This window comes from Tateyamaria armeniaca, assembly GCF_045797845.1.
GTDB classification, from domain to species: domain Bacteria; phylum Pseudomonadota; class Alphaproteobacteria; order Rhodobacterales; family Rhodobacteraceae; genus Tateyamaria; species Tateyamaria armeniaca.
The window spans coordinates 3,984,953-4,002,640 of the sequence record NZ_JBHDIY010000002.1 but is presented as its reverse complement, the minus strand read 5'-3'; the positions used below and the strand labels follow the sequence as shown (position 1 = coordinate 4,002,640).

Genomic DNA, 17,688 nt, shown 5'->3' with positions numbered 1-17,688 from the left:
CGCCATCCGTGCAGACCCTAGGAACAAAGCGCAACGGCTGTCAAAGCCCGCAGATCAGCACGCCAGTCCCTGGGCATCAAATCGGTGCACGTGGTCGGCCTCAAAACGCAAGCCCACGCTGTCGCCGGGTTTCAGGGATGTGCTGCCATTGACACGGACAGTCAGTTGGCCTGCCGTGCCGCAGGTCAGGATGACAAATGTGTCCGCGCCCAGATACTCCAGCACATCGACGGTGCCATCGATATTGCCCGCGCCGGGCTCAATCAGCGAGATGTGTTCGGGGCGGATGCCGATGGAGCGTGTGTCTGGCGTCATGTCGACCTTGAGCGCGGGCACCGCATCAATCACGTTCATGCGTGGGGAGCCGATGAACTGCGCCACGAACAGGTTGGCCGGTTTTTCGTACAACTCTCTTGGGCTTCCGACCTGCGCGATCCTGCCAAATTCCAGAACGACGATCCGGTCGGCCAGTGTCATCGCCTCGACCTGATCATGGGTCACATAGATCATGGTCGATTTAAGCGTCTGGTGCAGCTTGGCGATCTCGTAGCGCATTTCGACCCGCAGGGCCGCATCGAGGTTCGACAGGGGTTCGTCAAACAGGAACGCAGTCGGATCGCGCACGATGGATCGCCCAATGGCCACGCGCTGCCGCTGTCCGCCCGACAGGTCCTTGGGGCGGCGATCCATATAGTCATCCAGTTTGAGCACACGCGCGGCCTCGTTGACCTTGGCGTCGATGTCGGCCTTCGGTAAACCCGCAGATTTCAGCGGAAAGCCGACATTGTCGCGCACCGACATATGCGGATAAAGCGCATAGGACTGAAACACCATCGCCAGCCCCCGCTTGCTGGGTGGTTCGGCGGTTGCATCCCGCTCACCGATCATGATCTGCCCGCGCGACGTTTCCTCAAGCCCGGCAATCATGCGCAGCAGTGTGGATTTTCCGCAGCCCGAGGGGCCGACGAAAATGACGAACTCACCCTCGTTGATCGTCAGGTCGACGCCCTTGATGACCTGTACGTTGCCAAACCACTTTTCGACGGAGTTGAGCGTAATCGACGACATCAGGCGGCCCCCTTGGCGTGTTCCAGATCCTGCCCCGCCCAGGTCAGCCAGATGGCAGCGGTCCAGGTAAAGTTGGCACCACCGCAGGCCGTTGCATCGTGAGGATCGAAGTATTCGGCGAACCCGTTCTTGGCTATGGCTTGCGCCGTTTCCCGGCGCAGGCGCGCGTCAAGATCGTGGCGGCCCATTTCGCGGAAACCCAGCGCAATCAGGGCATTGAGGAACGGCCATGACGGACCCCGCCAATAGCGGCGCGCATCAAAGATATCGGCCTGTGGATCGGCAGAAGGAATACCATAGCTGACCGCATCCCAGACCCGGATCAAGTGTTCATCCAGTGTCGGGTTTCCGGCATCCGCCACATAGGCCAGCAACGCGCCCGACCCCAGAACTCCGGCAAAGCGCCCGTTGCGCAGGTTGCGCGCGTCGTAAGCGCCAAGATCGGCGTTCCAGATTTCGGGCAGAGCGGATCGCAACTGCGCCGCCCACCCTTCGATCTCGCTGGTGTCATGCCCAAGGACCTCGCCCAGAACGATCAGGTCCGCGTGCGCGCGCAACAGGATGAAAGTGATGCCGGGATCGGCCATCAGGAACGGGCCGTCGGCCACGATCTGCCTTTGGTCCCAGCCGACGCTGACCCCGAACTGTACCATCGCGATATAGCGGTCATATTGTTCCTTGTGCGGGCGCATGGATGGATCAACATGGCCCGTGTCGCGGCGCGTGTAGGGCCCGACCCTTGATCCATCGACGCCGTCCATACCGATGTCCCAATCCGGGCAGTTGTCGCGCCCGCTTTCCCATGGGTGGATGATTGCGGCTGGCCCATGCACGCAGCGCACCTCGTGCCACCAGCGATGCCACGCGACCAGCTTGGGATAGATCTCGGCCAGCCTGTCATGCCCCGCCGCCTTGTCCATTTCCCACACAAGCCGCGCCATCGTCGCGGCCACGGGGGGTTGCGAGATGCCCGAGGTTGCGGGGCTTTGCCCGGTCGACCACACATCGGGGCCGGGGAAATAGCTGGGATCGACTTCGTGAAAGATGATGTGGGGCACCATGCCGGTATCCCACTGGCTGGCCAGCAGCGTGTCGAATTCGTCCCAGGCCCGCGCGATGTCGAAGGTCGCAAACCCCCATGCCGCAAAGGCGCTGTCCCAGTTCCACTGGTAGGGATAAAGGCCGTGGGTGGGCAGCGTGTAACCGCCGCGATCATTTCCGCGCAGGATCTGGCGTGCCTGTTCGTGTAAGTCCATGGTCATCCCTTTACCGACCCGGCCGTCAGGCCCTTGGTCATGAAACGCTCCAATCCCAGAAACAGTGCCATGATCGGCACAGTCGCGATGACCGCGCCCGCCATCAGGTGTTGTCGCGGTATTTCAGAGGAGTTGAGAGAAGCAATGCCGCGTGTGAGCGTGAATTTCGCCGGATCATCCAGCAGCATAAAGGCCAGCAGGAATTCGTTCCACGCGATCATGAAGACATAAAGCGAGACGGAAGCCAGCGCGGGCAGCGACAAGGGCAGGGTGATTTTCCAGATCACGGCAAGACGGGACAGCCCGTCCATCAGGCCCGCCTCTTCGACCTCGGCCGGAAGGCCCCGGAAATAGCCCTGCAGCATGTAAAGCGCGACGGGGATTGTCGTGACCGGATAGATCATCACGATGCCCCAGAAGGAATTGCGCAGGCCCGTCATCGAAAACGCGATGTAGATCGGCAGTGCCAGAACGATCATCGGCACCATGTAGATCAGCAGGATCGATCGGGAAAATGCGGCCTGTCCGCTGAACCGCAGACGTGCAACCGCATAAGCGCCGGGGATCGCGAAGGCGAGGGTGATGAAGACGGTGAGGACCGAGATGAAGAACGAATTGAACAAATACGTGCCGAAATTGAACTGCGTGAACAGCTCATCATAGGACCGGAACAGCTCGACCCCGCGCCCGATGTCGATGGAGAAATCCAGCGGGTTCTGCATCAGCTCGGACTGGTTTTTGAGGCTGGTCATCACCATCACGTAAAACGGAATGAGCACGATAGCGGTGAAAAAGATGTAGCCGAACCCGGTCAGGAAGCGGATCACGGCGCCCTCGAATTCGTGGCGCGTCAGCGCGCCGGGCACGATTTCGTCCAGGATCGGTTCGATGGACAGGGCAAAGGTGATGGCAAGCGCCGCCGCGCCAAAAATGCGGGCGGCAAGGCCTGCCTCGGCCCCCGTCAGCATCGGCCCGACCCCGGCCAGCACGGCGATGGCGATCACGGCGCCAGTTGCGGCCTGCATCACCCGCCCGCCCCGGGCAAAGACCATGGCACCGCCCGCGATGGCACCCAAAAGCAGCGACAACAGGATGCTTGGCCGGAACGGATCGCCCGTGGCAAAGGACATGGCCACGGCCACGGTGACCGACAGCACCACCATCCACAGGGCCCCAAGAACCGGACCGGTAATATAGCCGCGGCGGATCACAACCCTTCCTCGCGGCTGATGTATTTGAGGAAGAAGAGCGAGAAGGTCAGCAGGCAGCCAAAGATGACAACGGCCACCGCAGCACCCGCGCCAATATTGGACACTGCAAAGGCCTGTTCATAGACATTCACGGTCAACGTCCGCGTCCCGGCATTGCCGCCTGTCAGCAGGAAAATGTCGTCGAACTTGTTGAACGTCCAGATAAAGCGCAGCAGGAACAGCACACTTAGAATGCCCAGCAGTTGCGGCACGCTCAGATACCAGAATTGCTGAAACGGTGAGGCGCCATCCATGTCCGCTGCCTCGTACATGTCGGTGTCGATGCTTTGCATGCGCGCGAGGATGAACAGGAAGGACAGCGGGAAGTACCGCCAGATTTCGAACACCGTGACCATGATCAGGGCCAAGGGGCGTTCCCCGAAAAAGTTGATGGATTGCTGCGTCACGCCCATCTGGATCAGCAGCGCATTGGCCGATCCCGAAAACGGATCGAACAGGATCAACCACGCAAAGGCGACTGCGATCACGGGTGCCACGTAGGGAAACAGGTAAAGGCCGCGTAAAATGCCCTGACCTTTGAAGGATTTGTTGAGCAGAAGTGCGGCAAAGAGGCCGACCAGCAGCGCGCCGATGGTCCCGAAAACCGTGTAAAACAGCGTAACCCAAAGCACTTCCATGAACTCGTCACCGTTGAAAATGCGCGCGAAGTTTTCAAGCGTGAAGGTGGCATTGGTCAGCACGTTCGAGGAAACGCCCGTGGTGGTGGCCGGGCTGTCCTGCGGGCGCAGATCGTTGTCGAGATAGGCCTGTCCCACCGTGACTGGGATGCGCAGCGTTTCGCGCGCCCCCGGCTCCCAATCGCCAAGGTCGCAGTTCAGATCGCGACCCGACAAGTCGCAGCGCGGGTCGAGCTCTGACACCACCAGTCCTTCGGGGATGACGTCCTGAAAGGTGACGCCGGTGATCGGCTCGTCCTGAGACGAATTGCGCAGTCGGTAGCGTATGTTGGCTTCGTCCCCGACGGCTTCAGTGTCGCCACGGATATCCTCGCGCAGCACCACTTCGGGCGCGCGCAGATCGCCCAGTTCAACCGGTTTGAACGAAATCCAGAAGATCGAAAGGAGCGGGAGAACCACAACCAGCGCAACCGCCGTGATGGTCGGAAACAGCAATCCCCATGCCAGCCGCGCCTCGCGTTTGGCGAGGGGGCCGGTTCCGACAGGGGGTTGCAGCTCTGCCATGAAAACACCTGCCTTGTGTTGGTGTTTGCGAGAGGTGGAGGGCGCGCATGTGACGCGCCCTCCGTTTCTTAACGGTTACTGTACTGCGGCGATGGCGCTGTTCAGTTCAGCCACGGTCGCGGCAGCATCACGTTCGCCGTCGATATATTCACGCACCAGACGGTTGATCACCTGACTGTTGATGATCGCAGAGGCAGCAGAAAGCTGGCCGTCGGCCACACCCCAGCGCTGGGCCACATCCAGACCACCCACGATTTCTTCAATCATGGCCGCGTCATAAAGATCGCCCAGCGGGGCCTTGCGATCCACACCGACGTCCAGAGTTGCCCACAGATCGGCAAATTCGGTCGGGTTGTCGGCTGTGCCGCGCCGAACCGGGAACTTGCCCTCAGGCGCGATGGCAAGCGTGGCGCCGTACCCTTCGTTCATCGAATACTGGACGAATTCCATCGCGGCATCGGTGGAGGCATCGGACGTGATCCCGAAATAGCGCACGTCGCCCCACGCAGCCCCATCCGGGTTGGATGGTCCGGCAAAGTTGGTCACGATGCCGGTCGCCGCCGCAAGATCGGAAGAGGTCGGATCATCGTTGATCGTGGGCGGGGCACTGTCGCGCAGGCCCGCCAATTCATCGAGGATGAAGGGCGACCAGATGATCATCGCCGCGTTTCCGCTGAAATAGAGCGTGCGGGACTGATCCCAATACAGATCACCCGGGGGCGAGGCTTCGGCGATGGCCTTGTAGAACTCCAGCACTTCGATGGTCGCCGCTTCGTCCAGCGGCTGCACGCCGTCGGGGCCGACAGGGGACACGCCATTGGCAAGGAAAACGTGTTCCAGAACCTGGCTCATGAAGTTCTCGTCAATCTTGGTGGCCGCGACAAAGCCGTACATTTCTGGTGGGTTGTGCAGCGCGTCGATGGCAGCCAGAACATTGGCGTAGGAATTGGGTGGCTCAAGCCCGTTTTCCTCAAACAGATCAGCGCGGTAGACCAGCATTTGCGTCCATCCATCGACCGGAACAGAGGCATAGCCATCCGGCGTTGCCGCCATTTCCAGCGCACCCGGTGCGAACGTGTCCGCGCCCAAGGCCTCAACCACATCGGTGGCTGCATCGATGTCGAGGATGCCAGCCTCGGCCCAGGGGGCAGCAAATTGCAGCGTGTGATAGATCACGTCCGGCAGGTCACCGGCGGCAAAGGCGGCGGTGGCCCGCGTGCCCAGATCGTTCTCGGACACCGGGATCACCTCGACTGTGTGGCCCGATGCGGCCGCGAAATCGGCTGCCATCGCTTCCTGGCGCGCAAGGCGTTCGGGTTGTTCTTCGGTGGTCCAAAAGCGCAGTTCTTCTGCCGAAAGCGATACGGCGGACAGCACCAGCGCCGTGCTCGTCAGAGCGAGTGTTTTTCCCTTAAGTTTCATTGTCTTCCTCCCAGTGGTTTCTGTTTGTTTTGCTGCTTGATGGTGCGGGGCCGGTCGATCCGCGACTCAGGAACGTCGCAGGCACCGTTTCGCGCAGGGCCTCTGGCGCTTCGCCGCGCAGGCGGCGGATCAGCAGGGTCGCTAGCCTGACCCCGGCAAGGCGGTTGTCCACGGCAAAGGTGGTCAGGGGTGGTTGCGCATGTGCCCCGTCCTGTATGCCGTCATAGGCGATCACGGACACTTCGAAACCTATGCGCAGACCCCGGTCGTTCGCTGCGCGGTAGACACCCAAGGCAACCCTGTCGACGGCGCAGACGATGGCCGTGGGCGGATCGGGCATGTCCAGCAGACGCGCGCCTGCCGCAGCGCCATCCTCGCTTGTGACGGCATCCTCGAACACCAGTTCCGGCGCAATACGCAGGCCCGCGGCACGCATGCCCCGCGCAAATCCATCCCAGCGCAGCCCAGCATAGCTGTAGATATGCCCGCCATTGATAAAGGCGATGCGGTTATGGCCCAATCCGGCAAGGTGCAGCACAGCATGGTGCATCGCATCTTCGCCGCGCACATCGAACCACGCACATCCCGACGCTTTGTCCTGCCTGCCGTAAAGAACAAACGGGATATTGGCATCGCGCAGCATGTCGACCCTCGGGTCGTTCACAAGGGCGCGGGGCAGGATGAACCCGTCCGCCTTGCCATCGCGAAACAGGCTTCGGAACGTCTCGATCAGGTGGGCGTCATTGTCGGCCGAGGCGACTGTCAGCGTGTGGCCTTCGGTGCTGGCCCCGGCAGAGACACCGGCCAGGAATTCGGCCAGAAACGGGCGCTGCGCATCGTGGTCCGACAACTGCAGAACAAGCCCGAGGGAACGCGTGCGCCCGGTCTTGATCGCCTGCGCATGACTGAGCGGTTGATAGTTCAGCGTCTCGGCCATCCGTTTGACCCGCAACTGCGTCGCGGTCGAGATGTCGCTGTACCCGTTCATGGCACGCGACACCGTGGATTTGGTCAGTCCAAGCGCATCCGCCATGTCGCTGATCGTCACACGCATCGCCGCACGATCGCTCGAAACTGGTGCAGTTTTGGTAGGCAACACGTCTCTCCCCACCGCTCACTCTGAGCGCCGAAACCGGTTTCGGCAAGGAAAAGTTTGCGGCCAAAGGACGGGTCGCGGGATGCATCCGGCAGTGGTGAACTGGCGCGCGCAACGCAAACTCCGGCTGTGACGCGACCGGAGTAAGTGCTGCCGCCGTCTTCATTTTTGTTCGGCAGACCGCTTTGCAGCCCCCCGATTTAAGGGCATGCTGGCTCTGATCCCGCTATGGAGAGGCACGCAGCGATGTCCCCGGTCCCAGACCTTGTTATCCACGATGGCCGATTGGTGACACCCGGCGGCATCATCGAAGGCGATCTCGCGATTGCCGATGGCAAGATCGTCGCAGTGGGCACGCCGCTCGCAGATGCCAAGACCCGCGTGTCGGCCAAAGGCAAATGGGTCATGCCCGGCGGTGTCGATCCGCACGCCCATATCGAACAGATGTCGGGCATGGGGCAATGGAATGCGGACACGTTCGAAACCGCGACGCGCTCAGCAGCGATGGGGGGCACGACCAGCGTCATTTCGTTCGCCGCGCAAGCCAGTGGACAATCCCTTGCCTCAACCGTCGCGGACTATGCCGCACGCGCATCACGCGGCGCGATGATCGACTATGCCTTTCACCTTACGCTGACTGATACCGGGGTGGCCGGGTTTGACGATGATCTGGCCACATTGATCAAGGCCGGTCACAGATCGCTCAAGGTCTTTACCACCTACAATATTCAACTCAGCGACGCGGAGTTGCTGCACATCTTCGGGCGCGCGCGACACAGCGGTGCGCTGGTCTGTGTGCACGCCGAAAACGATGCGATCATCGCGCAGGCCAGACAGGACCTGATCGATGCCGGTCAGGTCACGCCACGCGATCACGCCCGCTCCCGCCCCAGAATGGCGGAAATCGAGGCGGTGGAGCGCATCTGCCGCTTTGCCGAATATCTCGACCAACCCGTGATGCTGTTCCACATCTCGACCCGCGAAGGTGCTGCGGTGATCGCAGCCGCACAGGCCCGGGGCGTGCCCGTCTGGGCCGAAACCTGCCCGCATTATCTGTTGATGACCCACGAAGTGCTCGACAAACCCGGGCTTGAAGGGGCGAAATGGATGTGTTCGCCACCACAAAGGACCGCCGCGGATCAGGACGCGTTGTGGGATGCGTTGGAGCGGGGGACGCTTGCCCTCGTGTCCTCGGATCACGCGCCTTACCGTTATGATGAAACCGGCAAACTTGCCGCCGGGGCAGATGCGGGATTTCACCAGATCGCCAATGGCTTGCCCGGTCTGGAAACGCGGCTGCCGCTGTTGTTCGATGCGATGGTGTCGAAAGGGCGTGGCGGACCGGAGGCGTTTGTCAGGTTGACCTCGACCGCGCCTGCGCAGCTTTATGGGTTGCAGAACAAGGGCGCGCTTGCCGAAGGGATGGATGCGGATATCGTGATCTGGAACCCGGACAAACAGGTGACCTATGGCGCCAATGATCTGCACGACAATGTGGGCTACAATCCATGGGAAGGGCACATTGTTACTGGCTGGCCGGACCATGTCATTCTGCGGGGGCAGACACTTGTGCAAGACGGCACATTCCTTGGCACCCCGGGCAGTGGCCGTTGGATCGACCGGCCTGCATTGTCCACGCAACCGAACGCGACGACACAAAAGGCTGACCTTGCATGAACCGACCTGAGGCACCCAACGCACTGGCGATCACCTTCTTTTACTACCGCGACCTGCCCGCCGCGATGCGCTTTTACGAGGATGTGCTGGGCCTGCCGCTGGCTATCGATCAGGGCTGGTGCAAGATTTACCGGATTTGTCCCGGCGCCCATGTGGGGCTGGTCGACGAAACCAAGGGCATGAACAAATGGGCCGCAATCAAGCCCGTGCAACTGTGCATCCGGGTGCCCAGTGTCGATGATTGGTACACGTATGCGCAGGCACAAAAGCTCGACAACCTGTCAGAGCTGTTTGTGAACGACGAAATCGGCATCCGCGCTTTTGTCTTCAACGATCCCGAAGGCTACCAGATCGAAGTGCAATCCGCGACGCGGCCCGGCGCATGAGCACGCTGATCGTCATCAATCCAAACGCTTCGACCACGGTCACCGACGGGATCGATGCGGCCATCGATCCGCTGCGCAGCTTTGGTATTCCGATCCGTTGCCTCACTTTGACCGAAGGCCCGCCGGGCATTGAAACCCAGCGACAGGCCGACCTGACCATCGCTCCGATGTTGGCACTGGCCGCGGCACAGCAGGATGCCGCAGGCTATGTCATCGCCTGCTTTGGCGACCCGGGGCTGCACGCGTTGCGCGACCAGACGTCAGTGCCTGTGGTCGGGATACAGGAGGCATCTGTTATGACGGCTCTGACCCTGGGTCAGCGCTTTGGCGTCATTGCGATTCTGCCCGCGTCCATCCCGCGCCATCTGCGCGCCTTTGCGGCTATGGGTGTTCTGGACAGGCTCGCAGGGGATCGTGCCCTTGGTCTGGGTGTCGCCGATCTGGCCGATGAGGGCAAAAGCCTTGATGCGATGATCGCAACGGGCAAACGCCTGCGTGACGAGGACGGCGCGAACGTGCTGATCATGGGATGCGCAGGCATGGCCCTTTACCGCGCACCGTTGCAAGAGGCGACCGGCCTGCCGGTTGTCGAACCGACGCAGGCCGCCGTCAGCATGGCGGTGGGTCAAATCCGTCTGAACCTGTCTCACAACGTGCAAAGAACTGATCATGCTTGATGAAACCACCAAGGGCGTCTTTACCATCGCCGCCACACCATTCCTGCCCGATGGGGCGCTCGATTTCGACAGCATCGACCGGCTGACAGACGCCTATATCGAAAAGGGCGCAAACGGTCTGACCATCCTTGGGATGATGGGCGAGGCGGGCAAGTTGACCGCAGCAGAGTCGGTGGCCGTCGTGCAGCGGGTTGTATCGCGCAGCACTGTGCCGGTTGTCGTTGGCGTCTCCGCTCCGGGATTTGCGGCGATGTCCGAACTGGCCACCAAGGCGATGGAGGCTGGAGCGGCAGGGGTTATGGTCGCGCCACCCATGGGCCTCAAGACAGATGCGCAGATCGTCGGCTATTTCCACAACGCGGCAGATGCCTTGGGGCCTATCCCATTTGTTTTGCAGGATTTTCCGCTTGCGACAGGGGTGCAAATGTCACCCTCGGTCGTGTTGCAGATCGTTGAGGAGTGCCCGACCTGCGTGATGCTTAAGCACGAGGACTGGCCGGGGCTGGAAAAGATCACGACGCTGCGAGGCGCATCCGACAGCGGCGCGCGCCGCATATCGATCCTGTGTGGCAATGGCGGGATGTACCTGCTCGAAGAAATGATGCGCGGGGCTGATGGCGCGATGACCGGTTTTGGATACCCCGAAATGATGCGGCAGGTTGTGGATGCGTATCTGGCCGGGGAGGTGGAGCGCGCGCGCGACATCTTTGACGCCTACATGCCGATGATCCGCTATGAGGCGCAGCCCGGCATGGGGCTGGCGATCCGGAAACACTCCCTCGCGCAGCAAGGGATCATCGCGCATCCGACGCTGCGCAAACCGGGCGCTGGGCTGAGCGCGCAGGCTATCGGCGAAATCGACGCACTTGCCACCCGCCAGAAAAGGCGGCTGGCCGATCTGGGACTGTAGGCGCAGGCGTATTGCGTCTACCAATAACGGGTGTGTGGCCCTTAACCGCCCGTCGTTTCGGGATCTTTTTGCAGCTTTGACGTCCACGGCGCGCTGTCCACGATACGGTTGACGGACCCTGTGCGCTGTTCGGCCTTGGCGCGCAGGGCATCAACATAAGCGGCCATGCTGTCATGGGCCACCGAACCGCCCAGTTGCTTTGGTTTGTAGCCGTCCAGCTTCCCGCGCACCTGAATGAGGCTGATCAGAAGCGTGTCCTTGGCGCTTGTGTCAATGACGACCGGCGTTTCCTTGTGCGCAGAAACCGTGGTGGTCTTGGCGCGCTCCGCGACGTCTTTCAAGGCCGCCTCAAACGCCGTCTCGGCTTCATCCAGACGGCCCAAGGCGGCGGCCACGCCGGATGTGTCACCACCGGGGTCCAGCTCAGCGTCGCTGATGGCCGCCTGATAAAACAGCATCCAGTTCTGGGCGTTCAATTCGATATTTCCGGGATACCATTTGTCCGACGGCGGGTTGGCCCGCAGCAATACGGGATCATCGGGGTACTTCGATTCCAGATAGGTCACCACTTTGGCAATGTTGGTGTCGGGATTGGCAAGGACCTGTTTGTTCAGCCCGCAGCGGCGCATACCTTCTATCGCGATGGCGTCGCCGTTGAGTGACCCATAGGCCATGGCATATTTCGACAGGGTCGGGTTCTCGCGCAGGGCCTCGCGCGCCAGATACCGATCATCGGGTGTTGCCTGCGCTTGCTGATAAATCTTCCACGCGGCGTTCAACTGCACTTCGGTATAAATCAGATCGGCCAGTTCAATCCCCGCCTCAATGGCGCCCACACTCGCCGACACGATGGGCGCGGCAGGCGCGCCCGGCGTCAGCTTCAGAACTTCGGCCACGACTTTGGCGGCGTCCAGTGCGGCCTGCACGTTTTGCTGCATGGCCTGCTTGGTCTGCAAGCCTGACCGGTTCAACATCGCGTCGACCTGAGGCGAAACGGCTGTCATCGCGTCGGCCACGTTTTCGCGCCACATGATCATTTCCTGGGTCTGCTCAATCGCGCTTTTGATGGTGAGGGCGAGGGTGATACAGGCCGAAACGAGGGCTGCAGGCGGGAACAGCTTTTCGACAAAGGCCATGCCCTTGTCCTTGATCTGCTCGCACATCGCAAAGGTTGCTTCGTTCTTCTTTTGCATCGCGATCAGGAATTCGATGGAGTTCACCCGCTCGAATTCGGCGATATCGGCGGCTTCCTGGTCGTCCGTCGCAAGGGGAAAGCCCATGCGCAGGTGCATCTCGAACTGGGCCTGCTCTTCGGCGGCGGCAGCTTCGGCAGCTTCCTTCAACCGCTCGGCGGCGACGATGTCCATCTCCTTGGTGCGGGCCTCGATCTCGGCGCGTTTGTCCTCGTCAAACTTGCCGTTAAGTGCTGCAAGCCCGTCCATGATGTCCTGGGACAGTTCACCCTCATCCGGGCCTTCGTCGCCGTCACCCCCGTCTTCATCATCCTTGATCACGCCTGCCTTGCTCAGCGCATAGCTGCCCAGCGTGTCGCCTGCATCCATGATCGCAGACAGGATCGCCAATGGCGGGTCACCCCTTTGGACCATGGCGGCGATGTTCTTGCTTTGGAAGGCGGCCGTGGCAGAGGTGGTCAGACCGGCGGCGATGTCGCTCATCAGGCCGCCATCGTCGTCGGGATCGTTTCTCTCCAGTTCCGAGGACACTCCCTCGACGACGTCCATGAACGCGCCTTCATAATCGGGTGGATCAGCACTCAGCTTTTGGCCCACGCGCACACTGCGCGCGCCATTTTCGATCACGCTGCCGATGATCCCGGCGGTGTCACTGTCAGACGCCTTGCCGATGGTGGCTGCCGCGGCATCTGCAATGGCAAGGCCCACACCGATGTAATCCTTGTCGGTGATCACAGCCTTGGCGACGCCTTCGCCAAGGGTCATCGCGATGCCCATATATTCAAACACGTCGCTGGCAACGCCGACACCGTCCTGAACGCCGTCGCCACCCACCGCGCCTGAGAATTCGTTCAGGGAACCTGCAAATTTCAGTACCGAATTGCCGATCTTGAAGCCAAGGTCGAATTTTTGCTGCAAAAGGTCCGCATCCGTCAGATCGGCGGCATACTCGTCCAGCCGTTCATCATAGGCAGCGGCAGAGTTTTCAAAAAGGGTCGCGACCTCGGAATTCTTTTGCGGAACGAGGTTTTCCGGAATGACACCTTCGCGCACCATCGGGGTCCACAAATCTTCGGTGACATGGCGTTCGCATTCGGCGACTTTGGCTTCCCATTCCTTTTCCTGTGCGATGCAGTCTTCGGTGTATTTGCGGAACAGGTCATCATATTCGATGTCACTCATGTCATCCGTGCGCTCTGGCGCTTCGATCATGGCCGGGCGCTCGCCCGCATCGTAATAGGGGTTGCCGTCCAACTGGGCGCGTATCGCCGTGATCTTGTCCAACTGTGCCTTGACGATGTTGGATTGCTCGGGCGACATCGCCTCTTTCATCTTTTTGCCGTGATGGACGGTGTCGATTTCCGCCCGGTAGTCGCCTTCACCCTCCAGCAGCTTCATTTTCTTGCCGCCGATGCCGAAAGGGCCACCCTTGACGGTCACCTTGATGCCCATCAGCGCATCGCGAATACCCTCTTTTTGGGCGTCCAGTGTCTGGATCGCGGCCTGACCGGCCTTGCGCTGATCCATCATTTCCAGGTTGCCTGCCGACAGCTCGAACTTGGATTCAAAATCCTTGAGCCATTTGGTCTGGACCAAGACGAGCGGGTCTACATCATCGTTTGGCATAGTATTGCCCTTTCAAGCGGCGCTTAAGTGCTTCAAACACCGCGCAAAACATTCAATTCGATTTGATCCAGCCGGTTTGCTGCTTCCGATCCGACGCGCACCTTGAACGGGTTCATCACGCATTTCTGGAACACTTTGTCGTTCAGCAGAACGGCACGGCAGCGCCGGATTTCGCTAAGGGCCAGTTCACGTGCCGCTTTGACGGCCTGACGATCCTGTGCGGTCGCCATCTGCGTGCCTGCGCGGGTGAATTCAGGCGTGTCGACGCGTGAAATCAGCTCTTTCAGGATGGTTTCGATTTTAGCGGATGTGTCGTGTTTCTGCCCGGCATACATGTTTTCGAACGCGACGATTTCGTCCATCAGCGCCTTGGTGGCATCGCTCAGACCTTTGACTTGGGTTGCCCATTGCGCGCCGATATTGCCCAGCTCGGTCTTTTTCGTCTTCTCCCCGCGCGCACGGACACTGTCGAGGAACTTTTTAACAAAGCCCAGTTCGCTGCGTCCGATCTGGCCATCCGCACCCGGTTTGTTGCCCCGGACCAGATCATAGGTGGTCTTGACCCGGTTGATCTGCGGCACGACCTCGTCCTTGTAGGCATGCAGAACCGACGTTTTGTCTTTCACCTCGGCTGCCGCTTTTTTGAGGAATTCGGCAGCCTCCTGGATATAAAGCTCTTTCTGGCGGAGCGCGACGGCCATGTCCGCCTCACTTGCGGCCATCTCTTCGGCGAACTCGTACAAAAGCCCCATGCCTTTGGTTTCGTCCTCATAGGCCGCTTTGAGGTCGGCCAGTTCCTTGTAGAGTTCCGCGCGCTTGTCTTCGTCGGTTTCCTTGCCCAACCGCTCTTTCAGGTCGCGCGTGTCGCCGGCGTATTTCGTGGCCGCCACGCTGGCGGCTCTCTCTTGCGCATCCATTGGCGTTTTCAGGAAGTCGTTGATTTCCGTCATTTTTACGCCGACCTCTGCCGTCAACGAGGCCAGCTTGGCGTGGATCGTGTCATAGAAATCGGGCTGCGTTTTGGTCTGGTTCCAGCTGATGCAGGTGTCAAGATCGGCGCGGAAACTGCCCGAGTAATCCTTTACGTCGCGGTTCGCATGAGCAAGCATTTCGCGGAATTTCGCGTTGAAATCCGTGAGCATCCGTTCGGCATTGTCGATCCCGGTCTGCACATCGGCCCGCTTTGCCACCAGTGCGTCGTTGCGCGCCTTCTCCTCACTCGCCTTTACTTTAAGTGCATCGACCTGCACCTGTGCGTCGCTGATTGCGAGGGTCTTGTAGGTCTTCTTGAAGGTTTTGATCTCGGCGATCAGCTCAACCGCGACTTCGGCCAGCGCATTTGCCTTATCCTTGAACGCAGAGGCGGTGGTTGCGGCCTCGGCCAGAACGCTTTCGATGCCCGTGTTGATCACTTTGATCTGTTCGGCGGCGGCCACCAGTGACGTCGCTTCGACCATCATCGCCCGCGCAGGTTTCAGAGCGTCCACATTGAACCCGCCCAAGCCCACAATCGCGTTTTTGAGGGCCGCAAGATAGGCCTCGATCGGGGCGCGCTGTTCCTTGTCGACGGATTTGCGCACCGCCGCCATGCGCGCTTCGAGCAGGTTGTATTCCGCTTCAAGCGCCCGTTTTGGTTCGTCAAACGCGTTTTCCGCCGCCGAAATCGCGCGCTGCGCTGAAATGATTTCGCGCCGCGCATCGATGATCAGGTTCTCTTCCGTCTCGCCCAAAGCGTCCGTTTCACCTTCGACCAGCGCCTTGAACGGTTTGAACACCGTGCCGGCGATCTTGGTCATGTCCTTGGCCTTGGCATTCAGCGCCGGGTACGTGTCCGTGTCCCAGCGGTTGAGCGTGTCCAGATGCCCGTTGAGCAGGTCCATTTGCCCGTTGAACATGGTTTGCCGCTTGACGCTTTCGATGAAGAAGGCGAGCAGTTCGCTGTCATTCACCTCTTCAATCGTTTGCAGCACGCCGCCCGTGCCACCGCCCGTTGGTGCTCCGCTCAGCAAGGTGCGCATGTTGGCGACGATGTCGTCCAGCGCCTCTTGCGCCACGACCGGGTCTGCCCAAGTGCCCCGTTGCGGCACCCCTTCGATCTGCGTGCGGAACACTTTCATGCGTGCCGAAAAATCGGCACTGATGCCTAAGGACAGCGCCTCGACTCCGGTTTCTTCCCTGAGCTTGTCCTTGGTGCCCTGCAGCTTTTCGTCAAACTCGACGCTCACCGACGTCCATTCGGCCAATGCCACGGCCTTGGCGCGCGCGATTTCGTCCTCTGTGTCCAAATCTCGGCCCGATTGCCCCGCCGACAAAAGGTACTTCATCGACTCCTGACGGTGCTGCTGAACGGCCGTGTCTGCGGTTTCGATGACGGCAAGGGATTGTTTGAGAGATTTGATCTTTGCCTGGTTCACCGCCGTCATGGCATCAGAGATCGACTTTTTCTGACGGGTAACGAATTCTCGGTCTTCCTTGGTCGCCGCAACACGGTCCACCTGGTCCACAATATCAAGGCTCCGGTCCCGGTTGGTCGTCAGGCGGTTCCAGGCCTGGGTCAGCCGGTCCTGACGGTCCTTGTTTTTGCCTTTGTAGTTTTTGCCCAGATGCGTCTGAATGAACTCCATCTGTTTGGCATTGATGCTGGTCACAACAAGATTGGGCGGCGGCGATCCGTTGGGCAAAATAGTCCCCTTCAATTGATCAGTTGGCAATGCGGCAGAAAAACGCCCGGAGCCTGATCATGCTTACCATTTTCGCGCATGGCAAGGCCGATGGTCGATCACAACTGCTGGTATGGGGATGGGTGCTGTGCCGGGAAGGTGCAAAGGCGGTGAGATCACTGTTGGCTGGACTGTCGGGTACGGGTCCATGCGCAATCGTCTGTCGAGATGAGGCACTGGCTGCCCTGCTGGTCGTGGCAGATGCCGTTCACACGTAAAACAACTCGGATCACGTGCCTGACTGTGCGGTTTCTGACTGAGCGTTGCGTGATTTGATCAGGGCAAAATACTCCGCCTGCGCCTCGGTCATTTCCTGAACTTCAAACGCGACTGACGCAAGAACCTTCGGTCGTTTCGCATTCGAGGGTCCCGCGATCACTTCGACCTTGTGTTTCCCGGGCTTGTCCGCCCGCCACGCCAGCATCTGAGGGCTGGTTTTGGCGACAACCTTGCCATCAACGCGCCAGGCATAACTCTTGTCGCACCAGTCGATCAGGCGCCCGTTCTGATCTGACAGCGTGGCGATCAGGCTCACAGTCTTGCCAAAAGGAATGGTGGCGTCCTCAACCGGTTCGATGATCCACGCCACGACGTCACTTGGCGGCAGCGCCACTTGGCCAAGCGCGATGTCGGCACTGCGAAATTCTGCAACCGCTTCGAGCACAAGATCAGCCTCGCCAAACCCGGCAAGGGTGCCAAGGTCGATCAACCACGTCGATCCTTTTTGGGTGGTTTTGGGTCTGAGGCGTCTGCCATCTTTCAGATCGGCCCAGATGGTGACGGTCATCTCCTCACAGTCTTCCAGCGTCAGGCGCGCCTCGGTCTTGCTGGCCCTGAAACTTTTGACCCGGACATCCGGCGGCTGCGGGTGCACGTCTGCGGAAAAGACTGTGGCGCCGTCATAATGCAATTCAAGCCTGCGCGCCGCGTCATCGGTGGGCAGCGCTGCACGGACAAGGCCGACCCCCTGAAATTGGCCATGGCCCTCACATCCCGTCGGAAAGTGAAGCGGGCAGGTGGCGCGCGACAGCGGTTTCATGTCCCTGTCCAACAGGACTGCCTCGACCTGCCGCCCGCCGTTTGGCACGGCGGCGTCAGCAAAGCGCGCTGGCAGTTCCGCCTGTTGCTGTTCGGTGCCGCGGATCAATGAGAACAGGCCGCCTTCGCTCAGCGTCCCTTCCAAGATGATGTATCCGTTTTGCATC

The 17,688-nt window shown here is 60.4% G+C and carries 14 protein-coding genes; 5 read left to right on the top strand and 9 right to left on the bottom strand.

Translation table 11 applies throughout. The features are described from left to right. Nucleotides 1-54 precede the first annotated feature (54 nt). The 6 genes from ACERZ8_RS20280 to ACERZ8_RS20255 form a co-directional block, all read right to left on the bottom strand. Nucleotides 55-1,068: an ABC transporter ATP-binding protein gene (locus ACERZ8_RS20280; protein ID WP_407593982.1), complete on the bottom strand. Its 1,014-nt coding sequence runs from the start codon at nt 1,066-1,068 to the stop codon at nt 55-57. Next, nucleotides 1,068-2,330: an MGH1-like glycoside hydrolase domain-containing protein gene (locus ACERZ8_RS20275; protein WP_407593981.1), complete on the bottom strand. Its 1,263-nt coding sequence runs from the start codon at nt 2,328-2,330 to the stop codon at nt 1,068-1,070. Before ACERZ8_RS20275 ends, ACERZ8_RS20280 begins: the two co-directional genes overlap by 1 nt. Next, nucleotides 2,327-3,532 carry a carbohydrate ABC transporter permease gene (locus tag ACERZ8_RS20270; RefSeq protein WP_407594327.1) on the bottom strand — a complete coding sequence of 402 codons (1,206 nt, stop codon included), beginning with the start codon at nt 3,530-3,532 and terminating at the stop codon, nt 2,327-2,329. Before ACERZ8_RS20270 ends, ACERZ8_RS20275 begins: the two co-directional genes overlap by 4 nt. After that, nucleotides 3,532-4,776, bottom strand: coding sequence for a sugar ABC transporter permease (locus tag ACERZ8_RS20265; RefSeq protein ID WP_407593980.1), 1,245 nt, complete (start codon nt 4,774-4,776; stop codon nt 3,532-3,534). Before ACERZ8_RS20265 ends, ACERZ8_RS20270 begins: the two co-directional genes overlap by 1 nt. Before the next feature lie 75 nt (nt 4,777-4,851). Then, on the bottom strand, nt 4,852-6,198 hold the full coding sequence (locus ACERZ8_RS20260; RefSeq protein WP_407593979.1) for an ABC transporter substrate-binding protein: 1,347 nt from the start codon (nt 6,196-6,198) through the stop codon (nt 4,852-4,854). Next, on the bottom strand, nt 6,188-7,252 hold the full coding sequence (locus tag ACERZ8_RS20255; RefSeq protein WP_407593978.1) for a LacI family DNA-binding transcriptional regulator: 1,065 nt from the start codon (nt 7,250-7,252) through the stop codon (nt 6,188-6,190). Before ACERZ8_RS20255 ends, ACERZ8_RS20260 begins: the two co-directional genes overlap by 11 nt. Before the next feature lie 288 nt (nt 7,253-7,540). Between ACERZ8_RS20255 and hydA the strand changes: the two genes are divergently transcribed. The 4 genes from hydA to ACERZ8_RS20235 are packed head-to-tail and all read left to right on the top strand — an operon-like array spanning nt 7,541 to nt 10,944. Further along, a complete protein-coding gene (gene hydA / locus ACERZ8_RS20250; protein WP_407593977.1) occupies nt 7,541-8,971 on the top strand; it encodes a dihydropyrimidinase in 1,431 nt (476 codons plus the stop codon). Further along, nucleotides 8,968-9,357 (top strand): VOC family protein, encoded by a 390-nt coding sequence (locus ACERZ8_RS20245; RefSeq protein WP_407593976.1) that lies wholly within the window; start codon nt 8,968-8,970, stop codon nt 9,355-9,357. The genes hydA and ACERZ8_RS20245 overlap by 4 nt, the downstream gene beginning before the upstream one ends. Further along, nucleotides 9,354-10,034, top strand: coding sequence for an aspartate/glutamate racemase family protein (locus ACERZ8_RS20240; protein ID WP_407593974.1), 681 nt, complete (start codon nt 9,354-9,356; stop codon nt 10,032-10,034). Before ACERZ8_RS20245 ends, ACERZ8_RS20240 begins: the two co-directional genes overlap by 4 nt. Then, nucleotides 10,027-10,944: a dihydrodipicolinate synthase family protein gene (locus ACERZ8_RS20235; RefSeq protein WP_407593973.1), complete on the top strand. Its 918-nt coding sequence runs from the start codon at nt 10,027-10,029 to the stop codon at nt 10,942-10,944. The genes ACERZ8_RS20240 and ACERZ8_RS20235 overlap by 8 nt, the downstream gene beginning before the upstream one ends. Before the next feature lie 41 nt (nt 10,945-10,985). Here ACERZ8_RS20235 and ACERZ8_RS20230 read toward each other — a convergent pair whose 3' ends face one another. Both ACERZ8_RS20230 and ACERZ8_RS20225 read right to left on the bottom strand, forming a co-directional pair. Further along, the gene (locus tag ACERZ8_RS20230; RefSeq protein ID WP_407593972.1) at nt 10,986-13,763 is read right to left on the bottom strand and encodes a hypothetical protein; all 2,778 of its coding nucleotides are present in this window, start codon (nt 13,761-13,763) and stop codon (nt 10,986-10,988) included. Nucleotides 13,764-13,795: 32 nt separating this feature from the next. After that, the gene (locus ACERZ8_RS20225) at nt 13,796-16,411 is read right to left on the bottom strand and encodes a hypothetical protein (RefSeq protein WP_407593971.1); all 2,616 of its coding nucleotides are present in this window, start codon (nt 16,409-16,411) and stop codon (nt 13,796-13,798) included. A gap of 92 nt (nt 16,412-16,503) precedes the next feature. On the opposite strand from ACERZ8_RS20225, the gene ACERZ8_RS20220 reads away from it, so the two are divergent. Next, nucleotides 16,504-16,701, top strand: a complete 198-nt coding sequence (locus tag ACERZ8_RS20220; protein WP_407593969.1) for a hypothetical protein — start codon at nt 16,504-16,506, stop codon at nt 16,699-16,701. 11 nt (nt 16,702-16,712) lie between these two features. Here the strand turns inward: ACERZ8_RS20220 and ACERZ8_RS20215 are convergent, their stop codons facing one another. After that, the gene (locus tag ACERZ8_RS20215) at nt 16,713-17,687 is read right to left on the bottom strand and encodes a hypothetical protein (protein WP_407593968.1); all 975 of its coding nucleotides are present in this window, start codon (nt 17,685-17,687) and stop codon (nt 16,713-16,715) included. Between the last annotated feature and the right edge of the window lies 1 nt (nt 17,688).

Excerpts from the sequence above, each read along its gene's own strand:
- ACERZ8_RS20280 (WP_407593982.1), bottom strand. The coding sequence starts at position 1,068 with ATGTCGTCGATTACGCTCAACTCCGTCGAAAAGTGGTTTGGCAACGTA.
- ACERZ8_RS20275 (WP_407593981.1), bottom strand. The coding sequence starts at position 2,330 with ATGACCATGGACTTACACGAACAGGCACGCCAGATCCTGCGCGGAAAT.
- ACERZ8_RS20265 (WP_407593980.1), bottom strand. The coding sequence starts at position 4,776 with ATGGCAGAGCTGCAACCCCCTGTCGGAACCGGCCCCCTCGCCAAACGC.
- ACERZ8_RS20260 (WP_407593979.1), bottom strand. The coding sequence starts at position 6,198 with ATGAAACTTAAGGGAAAAACACTCGCTCTGACGAGCACGGCGCTGGTG.
- ACERZ8_RS20255 (WP_407593978.1), bottom strand. The coding sequence starts at position 7,252 with ATGCGTGTGACGATCAGCGACATGGCGGATGCGCTTGGACTGACCAAA.
- hydA (WP_407593977.1), top strand. The coding sequence starts at position 7,541 with ATGTCCCCGGTCCCAGACCTTGTTATCCACGATGGCCGATTGGTGACA.
- ACERZ8_RS20245 (WP_407593976.1), top strand. The coding sequence starts at position 8,968 with ATGAACCGACCTGAGGCACCCAACGCACTGGCGATCACCTTCTTTTAC.
- ACERZ8_RS20240 (WP_407593974.1), top strand. The coding sequence starts at position 9,354 with ATGAGCACGCTGATCGTCATCAATCCAAACGCTTCGACCACGGTCACC.
- ACERZ8_RS20235 (WP_407593973.1), top strand. The coding sequence starts at position 10,027 with ATGCTTGATGAAACCACCAAGGGCGTCTTTACCATCGCCGCCACACCA.
- ACERZ8_RS20230 (WP_407593972.1), bottom strand. The coding sequence starts at position 13,763 with ATGCCAAACGATGATGTAGACCCGCTCGTCTTGGTCCAGACCAAATGG.
- ACERZ8_RS20220 (WP_407593969.1), top strand. The coding sequence starts at position 16,504 with ATGCTTACCATTTTCGCGCATGGCAAGGCCGATGGTCGATCACAACTG.
- ACERZ8_RS20215 (WP_407593968.1), bottom strand. The coding sequence starts at position 17,687 with ATGCAAAACGGATACATCATCTTGGAAGGGACGCTGAGCGAAGGCGGC.